19 protein-coding genes are annotated in these 17,526 nt (G+C 70.5%); 11 read left to right on the top strand and 8 right to left on the bottom strand.

What is annotated here, in order from left to right; translation table 11 throughout:
- The first annotated feature begins 38 nt into the window (after positions 1 to 38).
- The 6 genes from DN771_RS12370 to DN771_RS12345 all read left to right on the top strand — a co-directional run bounded on the left by DN771_RS12370 (position 39) and on the right by DN771_RS12345 (position 5,349).
- A complete protein-coding gene (locus DN771_RS12370; RefSeq protein ID WP_116997685.1) occupies positions 39 to 620 on the top strand; it encodes a nitroreductase family protein in 582 nt (193 codons plus the stop codon).
- A 190-nt stretch (positions 621 to 810) separates the two neighbouring features.
- Positions 811 to 2,103 (top strand): ABC transporter substrate-binding protein, encoded by a 1,293-nt coding sequence (locus tag DN771_RS12365; protein WP_116997684.1) that lies wholly within the window; start codon positions 811 to 813, stop codon positions 2,101 to 2,103.
- Between the two features lie 18 nt (positions 2,104 to 2,121).
- Positions 2,122 to 3,000 (top strand): branched-chain amino acid ABC transporter permease, encoded by an 879-nt coding sequence (locus DN771_RS12360; RefSeq protein ID WP_116997683.1) that lies wholly within the window; start codon positions 2,122 to 2,124, stop codon positions 2,998 to 3,000.
- Between the two features lies 1 nt (position 3,001).
- Positions 3,002 to 3,847: a branched-chain amino acid ABC transporter permease gene (locus DN771_RS12355; protein WP_116997682.1), complete on the top strand. Its 846-nt coding sequence runs from the start codon at positions 3,002 to 3,004 to the stop codon at positions 3,845 to 3,847.
- Positions 3,840 to 4,601, top strand: a complete 762-nt coding sequence (locus DN771_RS12350) for an ABC transporter ATP-binding protein (RefSeq protein ID WP_162941859.1) — start codon at positions 3,840 to 3,842, stop codon at positions 4,599 to 4,601. The genes DN771_RS12355 and DN771_RS12350 overlap by 8 nt, the downstream gene beginning before the upstream one ends.
- A 49-nt stretch (positions 4,602 to 4,650) precedes the next feature.
- Positions 4,651 to 5,349 carry an ABC transporter ATP-binding protein gene (locus DN771_RS12345; protein WP_420810925.1) on the top strand — a complete coding sequence of 233 codons (699 nt, stop codon included), beginning with the start codon at positions 4,651 to 4,653 and terminating at the stop codon, positions 5,347 to 5,349.
- Positions 5,350 to 5,426: 77 nt separating this feature from the next.
- Here DN771_RS12345 and DN771_RS12340 read toward each other — a convergent pair whose 3' ends face one another.
- Positions 5,427 to 5,843 (bottom strand): DUF3237 domain-containing protein, encoded by a 417-nt coding sequence (locus DN771_RS12340; protein WP_116997679.1) that lies wholly within the window; start codon positions 5,841 to 5,843, stop codon positions 5,427 to 5,429.
- 56 nt (positions 5,844 to 5,899) lie between these two features.
- On the opposite strand from DN771_RS12340, the gene DN771_RS12335 reads away from it, so the two are divergent.
- Both DN771_RS12335 and DN771_RS12330 read left to right on the top strand, forming a co-directional pair.
- Positions 5,900 to 6,427, top strand: coding sequence for a VOC family protein (locus DN771_RS12335; RefSeq protein WP_116997678.1), 528 nt, complete (start codon positions 5,900 to 5,902; stop codon positions 6,425 to 6,427).
- 44 nt (positions 6,428 to 6,471) lie between these two features.
- Entirely contained in the window at positions 6,472 to 7,548 is a 1,077-nt protein-coding gene (locus tag DN771_RS12330) for an alpha/beta hydrolase (RefSeq protein ID WP_205528555.1), read from the top strand.
- A 667-nt stretch (positions 7,549 to 8,215) separates the two neighbouring features.
- On the opposite strand, the gene DN771_RS12325 is transcribed toward DN771_RS12330, so the two are convergent.
- The 7 genes from DN771_RS12325 to DN771_RS12295 form a co-directional block, all read right to left on the bottom strand.
- A complete protein-coding gene (locus DN771_RS12325) occupies positions 8,216 to 9,211 on the bottom strand; it encodes a hypothetical protein (RefSeq protein WP_116997676.1) in 996 nt (331 codons plus the stop codon).
- Between the two features lie 221 nt (positions 9,212 to 9,432).
- Positions 9,433 to 10,200: an HpcH/HpaI aldolase family protein gene (locus DN771_RS12320; protein ID WP_116997675.1), complete on the bottom strand. Its 768-nt coding sequence runs from the start codon at positions 10,198 to 10,200 to the stop codon at positions 9,433 to 9,435.
- Positions 10,201 to 10,243: 43 nt separating this feature from the next.
- Positions 10,244 to 10,615, bottom strand: a complete 372-nt coding sequence (locus DN771_RS12315) for a nuclear transport factor 2 family protein (RefSeq protein ID WP_116997674.1) — start codon at positions 10,613 to 10,615, stop codon at positions 10,244 to 10,246.
- Positions 10,616 to 10,645: 30 nt separating this feature from the next.
- Positions 10,646 to 11,221 carry an NADPH-dependent FMN reductase gene (locus tag DN771_RS12310; protein ID WP_116997673.1) on the bottom strand — a complete coding sequence of 192 codons (576 nt, stop codon included), beginning with the start codon at positions 11,219 to 11,221 and terminating at the stop codon, positions 10,646 to 10,648.
- Positions 11,218 to 12,510, bottom strand: coding sequence for a phosphopyruvate hydratase (gene eno / locus DN771_RS12305; protein ID WP_116997672.1), 1,293 nt, complete (start codon positions 12,508 to 12,510; stop codon positions 11,218 to 11,220). Before eno ends, DN771_RS12310 begins: the two co-directional genes overlap by 4 nt.
- Positions 12,507 to 13,610 carry a phosphotransferase gene (locus DN771_RS12300; RefSeq protein ID WP_116997671.1) on the bottom strand — a complete coding sequence of 368 codons (1,104 nt, stop codon included), beginning with the start codon at positions 13,608 to 13,610 and terminating at the stop codon, positions 12,507 to 12,509. Before DN771_RS12300 ends, eno begins: the two co-directional genes overlap by 4 nt.
- A gap of 5 nt (positions 13,611 to 13,615) precedes the next feature.
- Positions 13,616 to 14,263 carry a TetR/AcrR family transcriptional regulator gene (locus DN771_RS12295; protein WP_116997670.1) on the bottom strand — a complete coding sequence of 216 codons (648 nt, stop codon included), beginning with the start codon at positions 14,261 to 14,263 and terminating at the stop codon, positions 13,616 to 13,618.
- Positions 14,264 to 14,317: 54 nt separating this feature from the next.
- Here DN771_RS12295 and DN771_RS12290 point away from each other — a divergent pair, with 54 nt between their 5' ends.
- The 3 genes from DN771_RS12290 to DN771_RS12280 all read left to right on the top strand — a co-directional run bounded on the left by DN771_RS12290 (position 14,318) and on the right by DN771_RS12280 (position 17,501).
- Complete coding sequence (locus tag DN771_RS12290; protein WP_116997669.1) at positions 14,318 to 15,886, top strand: class I adenylate-forming enzyme family protein; 1,569 nt, start codon at positions 14,318 to 14,320, stop codon at positions 15,884 to 15,886.
- 76 nt (positions 15,887 to 15,962) lie between these two features.
- Positions 15,963 to 17,003 (top strand): hypothetical protein, encoded by a 1,041-nt coding sequence (locus tag DN771_RS12285; protein WP_205528554.1) that lies wholly within the window; start codon positions 15,963 to 15,965, stop codon positions 17,001 to 17,003.
- A 45-nt stretch (positions 17,004 to 17,048) separates the two neighbouring features.
- Positions 17,049 to 17,501 carry a DUF3237 domain-containing protein gene (locus DN771_RS12280; protein ID WP_116997667.1) on the top strand — a complete coding sequence of 151 codons (453 nt, stop codon included), beginning with the start codon at positions 17,049 to 17,051 and terminating at the stop codon, positions 17,499 to 17,501.
- Positions 17,502 to 17,526: the final 25 nt, after the last annotated feature.

Below are 17,526 nucleotides of genomic sequence, written 5' to 3'. Positions count from 1 at the left end.
ATCTGGCCGCCTTTCGCCGTGTCGTCGCGGCGCGGCGGATGACCCGGGCGTTCCTGCCTGACCCCCTACCCGACGGCCTGCTCGACGAGCTCGTCGACCTGGCCGCCCGCGCCCCGAGCGCAGGCAAGACACAGGGTTGGCACCTCGTCGTGCTCGAGGGCGCCGACACAGCAAGATTCTGGAACGTCACCCTGCCCGCCGAGCGGCGGGACGGGTTCGGCTGGCCGCATCTCCTCGACGCGCCGGTGATCGCTCTGCCGTTCGCCGACCCGCAGGCCTACGTCAATCGCTATTCCGAGCCCGACAAGGCCCGCACCGGGCTCGGCGGCGCGGTCGAGGCATGGCCGGCGCCGTACTGGACGATCGACGCGTCGATGTCGCTGATGACGCTGCTGCTCGGCGCCGAGGCGGCCGGGCTCGGCGCGTTGTTCTTCGGCGTGTTCCGTGGCGAGGAGGAACTGCGGGCCGATCTCGGCGTGCCGCCGCACCTCGAACTGCTCGGTGCCGTGGCGCTCGGCTATCCCCGGCCCGGGGCGGACGATGGCGAGGCCGGCCGCGGCCGGAGCGCCACCCGGCGCCGCCGCCCTGCCGGCGAGATCGTCCACCGCGGCGGCTGGTAGGAGCAGACCCTCACCCGACGCCGTCGAGCTCGGTCGCCTCCTCGGGGGCGAGCTCGGAGCCCGCTTGGCTCGAGCCGCACCGGGGCGGACGGCGCGGATTTCCCACCACGCCTCCGCCGCCGACTAGGTTTCCTGAGGCCAGAACGTTCTTCTGGCCAGCGGTTGCGACACACGAAGGGGGACTCGCTTCATGCGACGTACGACAACATCGACCAGGGTGGGGATCCGGCGCATCGCGGCGGTCGCCGGCGTCTTCGCCGCCGCCGCCATCGGCCAAGCGGCGGGTGCCGCCGGCCCGAGGCCGGCGGCAGCCGACGGAGATCCGTTGAAGCTCGGCCTGCTCCTGACGTCGGAGGGGCCGTTCGCCAACAACTCCGAGACGGCCCAGGCCGGCGCCGAGTACGCCGTGGAGAAGCTCAACGCCGAGGGAGGAGTGAACGGCCAGCCGATCGAGCTCGTCACGGCCGACTCTCACGGCGCGCCCGACCAGCTGGCCACGATCATGCCCCGCCTCGCCACGGAGGACGACGTCCTCGCCATCGTCGGCCCGGTGGAGAGCTCGAGCTGCGATGTGGCGTGCCCGCTCGCGCTGCAGTTCGAGGTGCCCCTCGTCAGCCCCGGCGCCGCTCGCCCAGGGGTGCTCGAGCCGGGTCGCCCGTACTCGTTCAGCCTCGCCCAGCCCGACGGGCCCAACGCCACACCGGCGCTCATCAACATCGTCGAGACCCACGACATCCAGACGGCGGCGATCATCTACGACGAGGCCAACGCCACCACGGTGGCCCAGGCCGACCTGTTCCGTGGCGTGTTCGAGGCGACCGGCGTCGAGATCGTCGACGAGGTCACCTACACGTCGGGCGACTCCAGTTTCGCCGCCCAGGTGACCCAGATCGCCTCGTCCGAGCCCGACGCCATCGCCCTCGCCGCGGGTTCGGCCGACGGCGGGCGCATCGCGGTCGAGGTGGATGCCCAGGGTCTGGAGACCCAGCTCCTCGGCACGGGCAGCCTGCAGAGCGACATCCACGGATACATCGAGGCAGCCGGCGATGCCGCCAACGGCACCTTGACCGCCGCCCAGTACAACCCGCGAGCCACCGATCCCGTCGCGGCCGAACTTCTCGCCGAAGCGCAGGAGTACCTCGGTGTGGACGAGGTGCCGCTGAACTTCGCCTACGCCCACGACGCCGTGTACATCATCGCCGGCATCATCGGCGATGGCGGGCTGACCGGCTCGAGCGACACGCTGGCGGCCGACCGTGTGGCCATCCAGGAGGGCCTCAACGCCCTCGACGACTTCGTCGGGATGGCCGACGGCACCACGTTCGGCGACGACGGGTTCTCGTTGCGCCCCGTGCTCGTGGCCGAGATCGTCGACGGCGTCGTGGAGATCACGGAAGTGGACGGTGGCGGTGGCGAGGACAGTGCGGCCACCGCCGACAGCGCCTCGGCCGACAGCGCGGCCGCTCCGGCGACCACGGGCTGAGCGCTCCAGCGCCTCGACATGTTCTGGCAGCAGCTCGTCAACGGGGCGATGCTGGGCATCACGTATGCCCTGGTGGCGTTGTCGTTCAACCTGGTTGTCGGGGCGCTGGACAAGCTCAACTTCGCCCTCGGCGAGACATCGATGGTGGGCGCGATGGCGGCCGTGGTGCTCACCGACGCCCACAGCCTGCCGTTCTTCGTCGGCTTGCTCGTGGCGATGGCGGTCGGCTCAGCGGTGTCGTTGCTCAGCTACGTACTGTGCTTCCATCTCGTCGACCACCGCTATTTCACGGCGCCGATCCTGTCCAGTCTGGGCTTGGGTCTGGTCCTGTCGTCGTCGATCACTCGGATCTGGGGGAGTGATCACCGGCGTGTTCCGCCGGTGGCCAAAGGCGTGCGGATCGAGCTCGGTCCCGTCGACATCACCGGCGCCCAGCTGGTGATCGTCGGGATCGCCGGTGTGCTCGCCCTCGGCATGTACCTCTTCCTCGAGCGCACGGTGTGGGGCACGGCGATCCGTGGGGTGTCCGACGACGCGACCACCGCGGCGCTGCTGGGAGTGCCGGTGCAGAAGATCATCATCTTGACCTTCGCCCTCGCCGGCGTCCTGGCCGGTTGTGCCGGTCTGCTGAGCGGGTTGTCGTTCCACACGGTCAGCCCGTTCGACGGATTCCTGACCACGCTGATCGCGCTCATGATCATCGTCGTCGGCGGCGTGGGCAGCATCAGCGGTGGCGTCCTCGCCGCCCTCCTGATCGGTGTCGTGCAGATCCTCAGTGTCGCCTACCTGTCGGCGACGCAGCGTGACCTCATCGTCTACGTGATGGTCGGTGTCGTCGTGCTCGTTCGACCCCAGGGTCTGCTCGGCCGCAACGCCGGCGTCATGGAACGCGTGTGAGATGAGCGCGTTTCACGAAGCGGTGGTGATGCAGGTCGGCATCGCCGTCCTGCTCGCCCTCGGCTATTGGGTCGCCGCGTCGACGGGACGGTTCGCCTTCGGCCACGCCGGGTTCATGTCGATCGGCGCCTATGCCGGTTCGATCGCCACGGTGAAGCACGACCTCGCGCTCCCGCTGGCCGTGCTCCTCGCCGCCGGGGTCGCGGCGGTGGCGGGCGCGGCTGTCGGACTGATCGCCCTGCGCCTCAACCTGCTCTATCTGGCGATCATCACGTTCGTCTTCGCCCAGCTGGTGGCCACGCTGTTCAACCAGTGGGACTACGTCGGCGGGGCCACCGGCTTCGTCGGCATGTCGGGCACGACGGTGCCACTCGTGCTCGTGGTCGTGCTGATCGTCATCGCCTACCTCACGCTGCACACCCGGTCGCGCCTCGGCCTCGCCTGCGCGGCGATCCGCGAGGACGAGTTGGCGGCGCGTGCGTCGGGACTGTCGACCACCAAGATCGCCGTGCAGATGTTCGCCGTGTCGGCGGCCATCACCGGTGCGGCCGGTGCCCTCGCCGCCCACTTCCTGCTCTTCATCCGGCCGACCGACTTCGATGCCGGGCAGTCGATGGTCATCGTCTTGTACGTCGTCTTCGGCGGGTTGCAGTTCTACTGGGGCGCAGCAGCGGGAGCGATCGTGCTGGCTGCGCTCCCGATCTACTTCAACTTCCTCGAGCGTTGGTACCAGATCGTGTACGGGGCCCTGTTCGTGGTGCTGATGATCGTGCGACCGCAGGGTGTGGTCGGCCGTCGTGGTGAGGGCGGTCTGCTCCGCCGGTTGCGGAGGGATGCCCATGCGTGACCCGTCCGGCGCCGCCCTGTTCATCGACGGCGTCGGCAAGCGGTTCCAGGGTGTCGAGGCCCTCGCCGACGTCACCATCGCCGTCGCCGACGGCGCGGTGCACGGCATCGTCGGGCCGAACGGCGCCGGCAAGACGACGCTGCTCAACGTCGTCACCGGGTACGTGCGCGCCGACGCGGGCCGCGTCCTGGTCCACAGCGTCGACGTCACCGGATGGTCGCCGAATCGCCGGGTGCCGCTGGGCCTCGTCCGCACCTTCCAGAACATCCGCCTCTTCGGTGGGCTCACCGTGCACCAGAACGTGCTGATCGGCCAGCATTCTCGGGCGACGAGCGGGTTTGCGTCGATGTGGCCGTTCCCCACGGCCAAGGAACGGGCCTTGCGTGCCGAGGCCGACGACTGCATCGAACGCCTCGGACTCGGTGACTACCGGGACCGCCTGGCCGGCGAGATGCCCTACGGACTGCAGAAGCAACTCGAGCTCGCCCGGGCGCTCATGGCCCATCCGCGGGTGCTGCTGCTCGACGAACCTGCCGCCGGCATGACCGAAGCGGATCGGGAGGAGTTCGTCCCGCGCATCCTCGCCCTGCGCGACACCGGCGTGACGATCGTGATCGTCGAGCACGACATGAACGTGATCACCAAGAGCTGCGACGTCGTCACGGTGCTCAACTTCGGCAGGCTGCTGGCCGAGGGACCGCCTGCCGAGACGTTGGCGTCCGACGACGTGAGGACCGCTTATGTCGGCGTCTGATGTGGTCGGCGCAGCGCCTCTGAGTCCGGCGCGGGGCGTCGACGACGTGGTGCTGGGGATCGCGGGGTTGCGGGCCGGCTACGGCCGCATCGTGGGGGTGGACGGCGTCGACATCGTGGTCGGACGTGGCGAGCTCGTCGTCTTGCTCGGATCGAACGGAGCGGGGAAGTCCACACTGCTGCGCGCGATCTCCGGTGTCATCTCACCGTGGAGCGGGCACGTCACGTTGGAAGGCGCCGACGTGACGGGAATGCGGAGCGATCGCCTCGTGCAGCGCGGCATGGCGCACGTCCCCGAGGGGCGTCGCGTCCTGCCCCGGTTGACGGTCGACGAGAACCTCCGGCTCGGCGCCTTCGCCCGGCGCGACCGGGGAGCAGTGACCACGGCCTTGGCCACCGTGTACGACCGCTTCCCGGCGCTCGCTCCGCGACGTGGTCAGAAGGCCGGCACGCTGTCGGGCGGCGAGCAGCAGATGCTGGCGATCGGCCGGGCGCTGATGGCCGACCCACGTGTGCTGCTCCTCGACGAGCCGTCGCTGGGACTTTCGCCGCTGCTCGTGAAGCAGGTGTTCGAGATGGTGCTCCGGCTCCGCGAGGACGGCCTGACCGTCCTCCTCGTGGAGCAGAACGCCACCCAGAGCCTGGCCATCGCCGACCGCGGGTACGTGCTGACGCGTGGTCACGTCACCGCCGAGGGGTTGCCGTCCGAGCTGCGCGAGCGAACGCTGAGCGACGGGTTCGTGGCATGACCGCTCGCCGCCAACGTCGAGGAGCGGATGGGGCGTTCCCTCCGTGGCTTCGACCGCCAGATCGCGTGCCGCGGTCGTCAGCGAACGGCGTACATCTCGTACACGAGGTCGCGGCCTTCTCGCCGGCCCTTGGCCACGCCCTGCACGTGGTTGAGCCATCGGTACCGGGGGTCGTTGGTCTCGAACGTAGGGGCCGTCACCATCGTCGCCCCGTCGGGCGTGTAGGTGATGCGGCCGCCGTAGCGCACGATGATCACGGCGTCGTCGTGGGTGCGCATCACCCAACGGGCGTCGATGTGGCCGAAGCCGTCGGCGTCGATCGTCAACATGTCGTTGGCCGGCGGGTCGATCTGCGATGCCGTCACTGGCCCGCCGCTCCACTCGCAGGACTCGGCGGTGCCGATCACACGCGTACCGAAGGCGCTGTCCTCGAGTCGCGTGTGCTCCTTGATGGTGACTCGTACGTCGCCCAGCGGTTCCAATTCGATCGGCATGTGCAGACAGTAGTTCCGTCCAGCAGAAACACCCGACACAGAGCAAGGACCACAGCATGAGCTTTTCTCGCCCCCGCGGCCTCAACCACGCGGCCTACCTCACGAGGGACACCGCGAAGACGGTGGCCTTCTACACCGACGTGCTCGGCATGCGCCTCGTCGGCCACGCCCTCGACGACAAGGTGGGCAGCACCGGCGAGGCCCAGCGTTTCCTGCACACCTTCTTCGAGATGGCCGACGGTTCGTGCATCGCCTTCTTCGACCTCGAGGGCCTCGGTGACGACGCCGATCAGACGATCGTGCCGAAGTGGGTGCGCCACATCGCCCTCAGCGTCGACAGCGTGGAGGAGCTCGAAGAGGCCCGCCAGCGGCTCGTGGCGGCCGGGATCGACGTCATCGGTCCGGTGGATCACGAGGGCATCTGGCAGTCGATCTACTTCTTCGACCACAACGACATCCGCTTGGAGCTGACCTACCAGACCCGCCCCCTCGACGAGCGTGACGCGGCTGCGGCCGCCGACGCCGTCGCTGCCTGGACCGCAAGCCGTTCCGGCGGGCGCGCGGCCACGTCCGTCGCATCGTGACGTCCGCCGAGCTCTTGGGCATCCCGATGCCCAAAAGTGACCGGGTGGAGATCTACTCGGGCGTCGCCCGGCTCGCCGGCAAGCTGTGGGCGTCACGCCACCGGGCAGCATCGCCCTCGAAGACCGCAGTCGCCATCGTGCATCCGAGCTCGAACTTCCTCGGCCACTACCTGCTCGCCCCCTTGGCCGAGGCGGGTGTGGACGCCATCGGGCTCAACACGCGCTACATCGCCAACGACTCGGCGCTGATCATGGAGAACTGCGTCCTCGACATCGGCGCGGCGATCGCCTACCTCCGCGACGACGGGTACGACCACGTGGTGCTCCTCGGCAACTCCGGCGGTGGCGGCCTCGTCGCGATGTACCAGAGTCAGGCCGAGTCGCCCACGATCACCGCCACACCCGCCGGCGATCCGCCCGATCTCACCGCAGCGATGCTCCCGCCGGTCGACGGGCTGATCGCGTCGATGGCCCACCCGGGGCGGGCGATCGTGTCCACCGAGTGGCTCGATCCGGCGATCGGCGACGAGTCCGATCCGTCACAGCGCGACCCCGCCCTCGACATGTTCGATCCCGCCAATGGTCCGCCCTACAGCGCCGAGTTCGTCGCCCGCTATCGCGCGGGCCAGCTCGCCCGCAGCCGGCGGATCCGCGACTGGGTGCGCTCGACCCTCGACACGCTCGGTCCGGGCGGCGACCTGCCCTTCACCGTGCACAGCACCGTTGCCGATCCGCGCTTCCTCGATCTGTCGCTCGACGCGTCCGACCGGCGGACCGGCACACCGTGGGGGAGTGGGCTGGCCGCCAGCCTGTCGCCAGCGTCCCTCGGTCATGCGACCAGCCTGCGTTCCTGGCTCAGCCAATGGAGCGTCGATGAGTCCAACTGCGACGGCCCGTGGCACCTCGCCCGCACGTCGGTCCCCGTGCTCGTGATGTATGGGACGGCCGATCAAGTGTCCTTCCCCAGCCACGCGGCGGCGCTCTTCGAGGCCGTTCCGCACGGTCGGGGAACGCTGATCGAGCTCCCGGGTGCCGAGCATTATCCGACGTCGGACCCAGCCCACATCCCGCTGATCGTGAACCACATCGTCACGTGGTTGGAGGAGCAGGGACTGCGGTGACACGGCGCTCCCGAACGAGGTGAAACCGCTCTCATGAATGACTTGAGTGTCGTAACCGTTTTCGCTACAGTCTGACCAGCTTCGATTCCCCCGGCGGGGTGGGCTCCAAAGATCCAGTCGGCGGATTTTCGAAGCGAGTAGTTCGACGGTGGGTCAACGCCATCGGGGGCGTGCGCGTCGTGACGCGGATGACCCCCCGGCCTCGACCCGCCCCAGATCGTCGCAGTGGACCGGCAGGGCGCGCCGTGGCCGCTGACGACACGTCCGCAGTGGCGCTCTCATCTCGGCGGAATGGGAGCGCTGCTGCGGATCTATTTTTCGTCTCGGCCGCGTCGTCGCTTCGCTCCTCGCTTGCCTGCGGCGAGTTGACCGGCGGCCCCCGACGCCCGGCAAAGCCCGGGCGCCGGGGGCGCTGAAGAATTGCTACGGCGTCAGCTCCACTCTCGGCCCTCTCGGGGCCTTCCATCCCCACTGCCCCTCCTCGCCGCGCGCTCGATCGGCCTGCCACGGGCTCCACAGGTCGCTCCTCGCTCCGCGCGTTGGGCATCTCGCGACGGGCTCCACCCTCGCGTGGGTCGGGTGGACCCATGCGAGTGTTGAAGCGCACCGGAGTGTGGAATGCCCGGCAGGTGGGCGCTCGACACTCGGATAGTGGGAGACGCCGGGGTCAGGAGGTGGCGAGGAAGGTGTAGGGGAGGTCGAAGGCGCGGTAGCTCTTGGCGAAGATGATCAGCGACTCGGCGGCGTCGACCGGGACGAGGAAGACCTTGTGGCCGGTGACGGTCTCGCCGGGCGCTGGGACGTCGTCGAACGTCATCACGCCTTCGTAGAACACGTAGCCAGTCTCCGAGTAGAGGACGTCGTTGCCGATGGCGAACACCTCGACGCCGCTCTGCACCTCCGGCGCAGGGTCACCCTCGTAGCCCATCGTCACGTCGAGCAGCACGTACTGCCAGCCGTCGGGGGCCGCGAGCGCCTCCGGGTCGTTGGCGGCGACGTCGGCGTCGGCGTTGGTCTGCACGCTGTTGATCGTCATCGTCCAGCCGGCGCCGAGATCAGCCGTCTCGCCGAGCGGTGTCGGTGAGGCGAAGTTCGTGTCCGGGCCGGTGTCGGGGACCGGCACGTCGAGCACCTCGCCGGGTGGGAACGGGTCGACACCCTGTTCGAACGCCGGACCCGAGTCGGCCGGAACCGGACCGGCCGCGGGCTCGGAGCCCGGTGCCGGCTGGGGTGCGGTCGGCCCGACGGTCGTGGTCTCGGTGCCGGGGTAGCCGGCCGGTGGCTGCACGCCACCACTGGTCGGCGCCACGGCGGGGATCGTCGTCGCATCGGGCGGGGCCATCGTCGACGCCGGGACACCGGTGGTCGAGCCGGTGGACGTTCCGGTCGTCGGCGCCGGACGGGGTGCGAACTCGAACGCAGCGCCCTCGGGCGGGATCTGCGTGACGAACGCCTGCACCGTGCCGTCACCAGACGTGGCGTAGCAGGTGATCGCCTCGCCGACCGCAGCCGAGTTCGGCTGGGTGCACGCTGGTGTGCTGAGCGTGAGGCCCTGGGTCGCACCCCACTCGACCACCCCCATGGCCGCCAGCTCCTGCCAGCCGTCGGCATCGCCGTCGGGCGGCGCGGCGCCGGCGCCGGTCGAGAAGGCCAGGCCGGCCATCACGAGGGGTGGTACGAAAGCTGTACGGGCGCGAAGTGTCACACCTCGAACCTAGGCAGGGTCTCCCGCCCGGGTTCTTGAACCGGATTGCCGGCTGTGGCCCATTCCGTTCACGGCCCGCCGATCTCGCCACGGCCGCCGACGGGTTCACCCGAGTGTGTGGCGCCCAGCGTCGGGACGTTCGGCACTCGGGAGCGGTTCGACACTCGGGTGGGTCGGGGTCAGGGGGTGGCGGCGTCGATGGCGGCGCGATAGGAGGCGGCGCCGGCGCGGATCCACTCGTCGAGCGACACGTAGAGGAGACGGGCACCGAGGCCGACGAAGCGGTCGACGTGCTCGGGCTTGCAGAGCGTGCCGGCGACCTTGCCGTGGTTGGCGATGGCGGCGATGCCACGGTCGATGGCGCCGACGACGTCGGGGTGGTCGAGCTGTCCCTGGAGGCCCATCGCCTGGGCGAGGTCGTTGGGGGCGATGAACACCACGTCCACGCCGTCGACGGCGCAGATCGACTCGAGATTGGCGAGCGCCTCGGGGTCTTCGAGCTGCACGACGAGCACGGCGCCGTCGTTCTCACGTTGGAAGAAGTCGGCTCCGGTGCCGTACGAGCGCCGCCCCCGCGTGACACCACGCGTGCCCCGCGGGGCGAAGCGCGTGGCGGCTGCCGCGGTCGCCGCCTCCGACGCGGTGCGTACCTGGGGGATGACGATGCCGTGGGCGCCCAGCGACAGCCCGCGAACGATCAGCGTGGGATCGAGGGTGCGGACGCGCAGCAGCGCCGCCATGTCCCACAGTTCGGCGGCGCGGCTGAGGTCACCGATGCGGTCCCATGTGACGTTGCCGTGCTCGCCCTCGAGCCAGACGGCCTCGAAGCCCAGCGAGCCGATGAGGTCGACGGTGTCGGGCGTCATCGAGTGCGACGCGACGACGACCGCCACCCCGCCGGCGTCGATCGTCTGGCGCAGGGCCGTCGTGGCGATCGGTCCGGTCATCGCGCCCTCGGCACCGGACGGCGGGATCGGAACGGCGTGCGCATCACTTGGCGATCAGGCGGGCGACGGCGGCCGAGTCGAGGTACTCGTCGAGCCGGGTGATCACGCCATCGGCGATCTTCACCACGAGGCAGGCGGGGACCCCGACCTCCTCGCCGGCGCGGCTGGTCGCTCGCAGCACGTGCTGCTGGACGAATCCGTCGGCTGTCTCGGACCGGCGGACGTCGGTGTAGCGGAGACCGGGGATGTTGGCGGCGAGCCAGCCGAGGGTGGCGAGGTTGGCGTCACGGCCCTGCACCTCGTCGTCCGTGTTGTGCCAGATCTCGACGTCGGGGGAGTACAGCGAACGCACCGTGTCGGCGTCGCCGGCCTCGATGGCGGCGAACAGGCGGTCGGCGATCTCGTCAGCGGTCATGGCTGCTCCTCGAAGGGCGATGTCGTCGGGTCATGGCGTGGGCGTGAGGGTGTCGATCAGGCCGAGGAACGCGGTGAGGGCGATGCCGGTCACCTTCCTGGTCATCTCGTCGGTCACGTTGCCGTCGGCGTCGAACTTGCCGGGCGCCTCGGCCACGAGGACCGGAGGCGACGGCAACACGTGGGCGCCGAGCACGGCCAACGACACCCGTAGCTGTCCTTGGCACTGCACGGTGCCGCCGGTCCGGCCGGTCGACGCGCCCATGAGGGCGATCGGCTTGCCGCGCAGCGGGCTGCGGCCGGGCGGGCGCGAGGCCCAGTCGAGGAAGTTCTTCACGGGTCCGGGCACGCCGAAGTTGTACTCCGGCGTGGCGAGGACGATCCCATCGGCGGCACGGATCCGCTCGTGCATGGCGACGACGGACTCGGGCAGGCCGTCGGTCTCGAGATCCTCGTTGAACAGCGGCAGGTCGATCAGGTCGGGCACGACCTCGATGCGCAGTCGCTCGGGTGCGGCCGACGCCGCGTGGCGCAGCAGCAGGTGGTTGTACGAGCCGCGGCGCAGGCTGCCCACGACACCGAGCACGTGGCGGTCGGGGGCGCTCACGACGGCCCTCCCACGCTCGTCGTCGCCGGTCGATGGAGCGGCTGCCAGCCGGCGAATCGGGCCCGCCGGCCGAGCGATTCCTCGACGCGGAGCATCTCGTTCCACTTCGCCGTGCGCTCGCCGCGGGTGATCGAGCCGACCTTGAACTGCGCGGCGCCCCAGCCGACGGCGAGGTGCACGATCGACACGTCTTCGCTCTCGCCGGATCGGGCTGACACCACGGCGCCGAGGCCGTTTGCCCGGGCGGCGTCGAGCGCGGCACGGGTGCGGGTCACGGTGCCGGCTTGGTTGACCTTCACCAGCACCGCCGTCGCGGCGTCGGCCAGGTCGGCGACACGGGCTGCGTTGGTGACGTACAGGTCGTCGCCGATCACCTGGACCCGGTCGCCCATCGCCGCCGTGAACGCTCGCATGCCGTCGACATCGTGCTCGCCGAGCGGATCCTCGACCGAGGCGATCGAGTAGTCGCGGCACCACCTCGAGACGAGCTCGATCATCTCGTCGGTCGAGATGTCGCGGTCCTCGAGCGCCAGGCGGTAGCGGCCGTCGTGCCAGAACTCGGAGGCGGCGATGTCGAGCGACAGCACCACGTCGCGGCCGAGGACGAACCCGGCGGCGCCGACGGCGGCGGCGAGCGTCTCGATCGCGTCCTCGTTGGCGGCGAAGTCCGGCCACCAGCCGCCCTCGTCGGCCACGCCGGCCGACCCCGTCCGCCCGGCGCCGGCCGCGCGGTAGATCTCGGCGGTCCAGTCGAGGGCTTCGGCGAAGCTGGCGGCGCCGGGCGCCATCACCATCAGGTCCTGGATGTCGATGCGGCGGCCGGCGTGGGCGCCGCCGCCGAAGATCTGGATCTCGGGCAGGGGGATCACCACGTCACCGTCGTCGGACCCACGAAGCGACTGCCACAGCGGCTCGCCCCGGGTGGCTGCGGCCGCGTGCAGGCAGGCGAGCGAGGCGGCGACCGCGGCGTTGGCCCCGACCGTGGCGAGGGACGGCGATGGATCGAGCGCCTCGATCGCCGCGTCGATCGCTTGCTGATCGTCGACGCAGAGACCGACCAACGCCGGGGCGATGAGACGGTCGACATTGGCGACGGCCTGGCGGACGTCGCGACCCCCGAAGGCCGATCCGCCGTCTCGTCGTTCGACGGCCTCGGCGCTGCCGGTGGACGCCCCGGCGGGGGCGATCGCCCGTCCGGTGTGGGGTCCGCTGTGCACCTCGACCTCGACGGTCGGGCGGCCGCGCGAGTCCCAGACCCGACGCCCGGTCAAGGACGTGATGGCGTTCATCGTGAGCTCCTGGTGGTTGTGGTGGTTGCCGGGCGCGGGCCGATGGCCGAACGCCAGCGGGCGACGAGGCTGGTGACGTCCACGGGCGGGTCGCCGAGCAGGGCGCGTGCTGCGTCGCGTACGGCGGCGCGCTGGTCGTCGTCGAGGTATTCGACGGGGGAGAGGCCGTCGACGCGGGCGAGCAACATGCCGGACGTACCGGCCACCCAGCGCTGTTCGAACGGGCCGGCGGGCTCCCACGTCAGCGAGGAGAGGTACCGCCCCCGGAGGGCGTGGATCGACTCGGCGAGCGCGTCCGTGGCGGCGGGGACGACCACCATCTTCAGCAGCAGATGGGTGGTGACGAAGGCGACGTCGAAGGCGCCGTCACCCCACGTCGCGCACTCGGCGTCGAGGAACACCGGGCCGTGCGGCCCGATGAGGAGGTTCTTCGGGCTGACGTCGCCGTGGACCAGCGTGCGGCGATTGGCGCGGTACGCGTCGGCGAGGCCGTCGAGATCCGGGGCGAGGTCTGCGTGGGCGGTTGCCGTGGCGGCGAAGTAGGGATGCAAGCGCAGCGCGGTGAACACGTCGAGGTTGTCGAACTCGGCGGCGATGTCGTCTCGACCGGCGCACGCGGCGTGGATGGCGCCGAGCCGCTCGCCGACGGCGGCGGCGACGCTGGGGTCGGCGTGGCCGGCGAGCAGTTCGGTCTTCCACAGCCGGTGCTGATGGGGGTCGAGGTACTCCATCACCACCACGTCGGGGGTGGCGGCGACGAGGTGAGGCGTTCCGGTCGGAGCGGCCGCGGCGGCGTGGCGCATCCATGCTGCTTCGTACGCGGTGCGCTCGAGTGGGGCCCGCCAGTCGCCGGCGACGCGCAGCTTGGCCAGCGCCTGCTTGGCCACGACCGGCCCGCCGGGGAGGTCGATGCGCCAGATCTCCGATGACACCCCGCCGGTGAGCGGCGTCATCGGTGGGATCGTGCCGGCGTCGATGATGCCGGCGTCGGCGAGCGCGTCGAGCAGCCGCTCGGGCGCTGCTGCCGGCGCGTTACGGGTGGTGCCAGGCACCACCCGTAACGGCGGGTGCGTCACGCTGTCGTCGCTGTCGGCCGCCACGGCGATCAGCCCGGGGTCGCCGTGCCCACGGTCGGCTGCGGACCGTCGGCCGTCCAGAAGACGGAGTGGAACAGGATCGACGTCATCGTGTCGACGGCGCCGTCGTCGGTGACGGGGTGATCGGCGAAGGCTCCGCCTTGGGCGAGCGAGACGTAGCAGAAGTGTTCGAACATCGACCCGAGGGCGGTCGCCGTGAGCCACGGGTCGATCCCGGGGCAGTAGCCGTGCCGCTGGGCGTGGTCGATGCTCTCGCGGATCGTCTGGATGCCGACGACCCGGATTCGCCGCCACTCCTCGGCGAAGCGGTCGTCGAGCATCGCCGTCTGGAACACCCCGACCAGCTCGGCGAGGTGCCGCTTGTACGCAGTCCAGTACGCCTCGGCGGCGCGGTGCATCAGCTCGTACAGCGGGGTGCCGGGTGTGACCGGCTCGGTGTCGCGGTTCTCCTCGGTCTCGCGGCGGAACTCGTCGGCGAGCTCGGCGAGGAGGTCTTCCTTCGATTCGTAGTAGTTGTAGAAGGAGGCGGGGGAGCGCCCCGCTTCTTCGGCGATCTCGCTGATCGTCGTGCGGAGGAAACCCTTGCGGGCGATCACCGTGCGGGCGGCGTCCCGGAAGGCGTTGCGGGTGCGCTCGCCGCGTGCGGTCGTGGCCATTGCCGCTGATCCTAGATCGTGGCCAAACTGAACCTGGCGTTAGGATCAGGACTGATGGGGGAGATCATCGACACTCTGACCTGGCGTTCGTCGTTTGCCGGCTACGTCCGGCACTGGGCGGCCACCCAGCCAGACGCACCGGCCGTCACCGTCGGGGCTCCCGACGACGCGCCGGACGACACGCTGGCCTACGGCGAGCTCGACGCGCTGTCGAGCCGGGTCGCCAACGCCCTCGGCTCACTGGGCGTCGGCCCGGGCGGGCGCGTCGGCCATCTCGGACGCAACCGCATCGGGTACCCGGCCCTGCTGTACGGGGCGTCGAAGCAACGGGCCACGATCGTGGGCCTCAACTGGCGGTTCACGGCCCGCGAGTTGATGCCGCTGCTGGCCGACTCGGCCCCAGCAGTGATCGTCGTCGACGACGAGTTCCGCGCCACGGCGGAGGAAGCGGTCGCCGGATCGGGGATCGCCACCACGCTGCTGTCGGGCGACGACGTGGCGGCGTGGGCGGCTGACGACGACACCGATCCGGGCACGGAGTCCCAGCCCGACGACGTCGCGCTGATCTTCTACACGTCGGGCACCACCGGCGTCCCCAAGGGCGCGATGTTGACGGCGGGGTCGATCGCCAATCACCTGACGCGACCGACGCCCTGGACGATGACGCCGTCGTCCACCGTGCTCGTCGCCTCGCCGATGTTCCACACGGCTGGCACCGGCTGGCTGTACCTCCCCGGCTCGTGCGGCTCGCACTGCGTGGTGCTGCGCGATCCGGCGCCGGCGCAGATCCTCGAACGACTCAGCCGCCACCGGGTCACGCACACGCTGCTCGTGCCCACGGTGATCCGCATGATCCTCGGCGCCGCCGACCCTGCGTCCTTCGATCTGTCGGCGCTGCAGACGATGGCGTACGGCGCGTCGCCGATCCCGCCGGCGTTGCTCGCCCGGGCGATCGAGGCCTTCGGTTGCGAGTTCGTCCAGGCGTACGGCATGACCGAGACCGGTGGGCCGATCTGCTACCTGTGGCCCGCCGATCACGACCCGTCGGTGCCGGGCCGGCTGCGTTCGGCGGGTCGGCCGCTGGACGGCGTCGAGGTTCGTATCACCGACCCCGAGACCGACGAGCCGTGTCCCGTCGGCGAGTTCGGTGAGGTGTGGACGCGCAGCGATCAGCAGATGATCGGCTACCTCAATCGGCCCGAGGCGACGGCGGCGACCGTCACGCCCGAGGGCTGGCTGCGCACCGGCGACGGTGGCTACGCCGACGCCGACGGCTACGTGTACCTCACCGACCGGCTGTCCGACGTCATCGTCACCGGCGCCGAGAACGTCTATCCGCTCGAGGTGGAGAACGTCCTCGCCGCCCACGCCGACGTCGCCGAGGTGTCGGTCATCGGCGTCGCCGACGAGCGGTGGGGCGAGACGGTGATCGCCGTCGTCGTGCCCCGGCCCGGCGTGGCCGCCGACGACGACACGGCCGCCGCGCTCATCGCCCACGCCCGCGAGCACCTTGCCCACTACAAGGCGCCGACCCGGGTCGAGTTCGTCGCCGAGCTCCCGAAGAACCCCGCCGGCAAGGTCCTGCGCCGCCTCCTCCGCCAAGAACGCGCCCCCAAGACATGATTCTCAGCCGTCTGCAGTTGCGAATCTGCAACCTGAGCAGTACAGGAGTTTCGGAGCACGATCGAGAGAGCCCGCGATGCCCATGAGTGATCTGCCATTGCTGCCCACCACCCTCGTCGGCAGTTGGAGCCAGCCCGCCTGGCTCATCGACCGCGCCCGCCTCGACGGCCACGTGCCCGTGCGTGTGGAGGACCACTCGCTGTGGCGGGTGGACGACGAGTGGCTCGCCGAAGCGCAGGCCGACGCCACGGCGCTGGCCGTCGTCGAGCAGGATCGCGTCGGCCTCGACATCGTCACCGACGGCGAGGCCCGCCGCGAGAGCTATTCGAACCGCTTCGCCAACGCCCTCGGCGGCATCGACCACGATCGACCGGGCACGATGCGCGACCGCACCGGCAAGGACGTCCCCGCCCCTCGCGTGGCCGGCCCGATCGAGCGGCTGCGGCCCGTCGAGGCCGACGTCGTCGCCCTGATGAAGCGCTACACCGACAAGCCGGTGAAGGTCACCCTGCCCGGACCGTTCACGATGACCCAGCAGGCGCAGAACGACTACTACGCCGACGACGTCGAGCTGGCGATGGCCTTCGCCGCCGCTGTGGCGGCCGAGATGACCGACCTCTACGCCGCCGGCGCCGACATCGTGCAGATCGACGAGCCGTACCTGCAGGCTCGTCCCGACCCGGCCAAGGACTACGGCGTGGCGGCCATCGACGCCGCTGTCGCCCGCGCCGCCGGCCACACCGTGCTCCACATCTGCTTCGGCTATGGCCGGCACGTCGAGAACAAGCCGGCCCGGTACGACTTCCTCACCGAGCTCGACGCCTGCGCCGTCGACGAGATCTCGATCGAGGCGGCCCAGCCACGTCTCGACCTGTCGGTGCTCGACGAGCTCCCGAGCAAGCGGGTGCAGTTCGGCGTGCTCGACCTCCGTGACCCGCACATCGAGACGGTCGACACCGTGGCCGGCCGGATCCGCGCCGCCCTCGACCACCTGCCGCCCGAGCGGCTGGTCGTCGCGCCCGACTGCGGCTGCAAGTACCTCGGCAGGGACGTGGCGTGGGGCAAGGCGGCGGCGATGGTGGCGGCCGCCGCAACCGTCCGGCAAGAGTTGGGCTGAACGAACGGACAGTCAGACGCCAGGTGGGCGACGACAGGAGAACCGATGGAGCTGCAGTACGAGTTCACGATCCACCCGACGCTCGGGGATCGCCACGTCATCGGCGCCGGGCCCTACGGCGGGCGGGTCGTCGCCGGCGTGTCCGGCGGGTGGGTGCGCGGCGAGCGGCTCAACGGCAGCGTCGTCGGACCGGGCGCCGACTGGGCGCTCGCCAACGGTGACGGGTTCGCACGCGTCGACGTGCGGCTGCAGATCGTCACCGACGATCGCTCCACGATCTTCGTCTCCTACACCGGACTCCTCGAGGTGAACGATGCCGTCTCGGCGGCGCTGGCCAGCCCCGACAAGGAGACGACGTGGGACGACCAGTACTTCCGCGTCGAGCCACGCTTCGAGTGCGGCGCCGAGCAGTACGCGTGGCTGCACCGCTCGCTGTTCGTCGCCCGCGGCCGCATCGCCACCGACGGCGTCGAGTACGAGGTCTCGCGCGTCCTCTGACGCGGTGCGAACTGGCACCTGGTGC

The sequence above is a fragment of the Desertimonas flava genome, assembly GCF_003426815.1.
GTDB classification, from domain to species: Bacteria; Actinomycetota; Acidimicrobiia; order Acidimicrobiales; family Ilumatobacteraceae; genus Desertimonas; species Desertimonas flava.
The sequence above is the reverse complement of the archived record's forward strand: the minus strand, read 5'-3'. Positions and strand labels throughout refer to the sequence as shown.

What these genes read in the sequence shown, in the direction of transcription:
- DN771_RS12365 (WP_116997684.1), top strand. Translation starts at nt 811, where the DNA reads ATGCGACGTACGACAACATCGACCAGGGTGGGGATCCGGCGCATCGCG.
- DN771_RS12340 (WP_116997679.1), bottom strand. Translation starts at nt 5,843, where the DNA reads ATGCCGATCGAATTGGAACCGCTGGGCGACGTACGAGTCACCATCAAG.
- DN771_RS12370 (WP_116997685.1), top strand. Translation starts at nt 39, where the DNA reads ATGACCCGGGCGTTCCTGCCTGACCCCCTACCCGACGGCCTGCTCGAC.
- DN771_RS12355 (WP_116997682.1), top strand. Translation starts at nt 3,002, where the DNA reads ATGAGCGCGTTTCACGAAGCGGTGGTGATGCAGGTCGGCATCGCCGTC.
- DN771_RS12335 (WP_116997678.1), top strand. Translation starts at nt 5,900, where the DNA reads ATGAGCTTTTCTCGCCCCCGCGGCCTCAACCACGCGGCCTACCTCACG.
- DN771_RS12285 (WP_205528554.1), top strand. Translation starts at nt 15,963, where the DNA reads ATGCCCATGAGTGATCTGCCATTGCTGCCCACCACCCTCGTCGGCAGT.
- eno (WP_116997672.1), bottom strand. Translation starts at nt 12,510, where the DNA reads ATGAACGCCATCACGTCCTTGACCGGGCGTCGGGTCTGGGACTCGCGC.
- DN771_RS12325 (WP_116997676.1), bottom strand. Translation starts at nt 9,211, where the DNA reads ATGGCCGGCCTGGCCTTCTCGACCGGCGCCGGCGCCGCGCCGCCCGAC.
- DN771_RS12315 (WP_116997674.1), bottom strand. Translation starts at nt 10,615, where the DNA reads ATGACCGCTGACGAGATCGCCGACCGCCTGTTCGCCGCCATCGAGGCC.
- DN771_RS12280 (WP_116997667.1), top strand. Translation starts at nt 17,049, where the DNA reads ATGGAGCTGCAGTACGAGTTCACGATCCACCCGACGCTCGGGGATCGC.
- DN771_RS12290 (WP_116997669.1), top strand. Translation starts at nt 14,318, where the DNA reads ATGGGGGAGATCATCGACACTCTGACCTGGCGTTCGTCGTTTGCCGGC.
- DN771_RS12350 (WP_162941859.1), top strand. Translation starts at nt 3,840, where the DNA reads ATGCGTGACCCGTCCGGCGCCGCCCTGTTCATCGACGGCGTCGGCAAG.
- DN771_RS12320 (WP_116997675.1), bottom strand. Translation starts at nt 10,200, where the DNA reads ATGACCGGACCGATCGCCACGACGGCCCTGCGCCAGACGATCGACGCC.
- DN771_RS12360 (WP_116997683.1), top strand. Translation starts at nt 2,122, where the DNA reads ATGTTCTGGCAGCAGCTCGTCAACGGGGCGATGCTGGGCATCACGTAT.
- DN771_RS12295 (WP_116997670.1), bottom strand. Translation starts at nt 14,263, where the DNA reads ATGGCCACGACCGCACGCGGCGAGCGCACCCGCAACGCCTTCCGGGAC.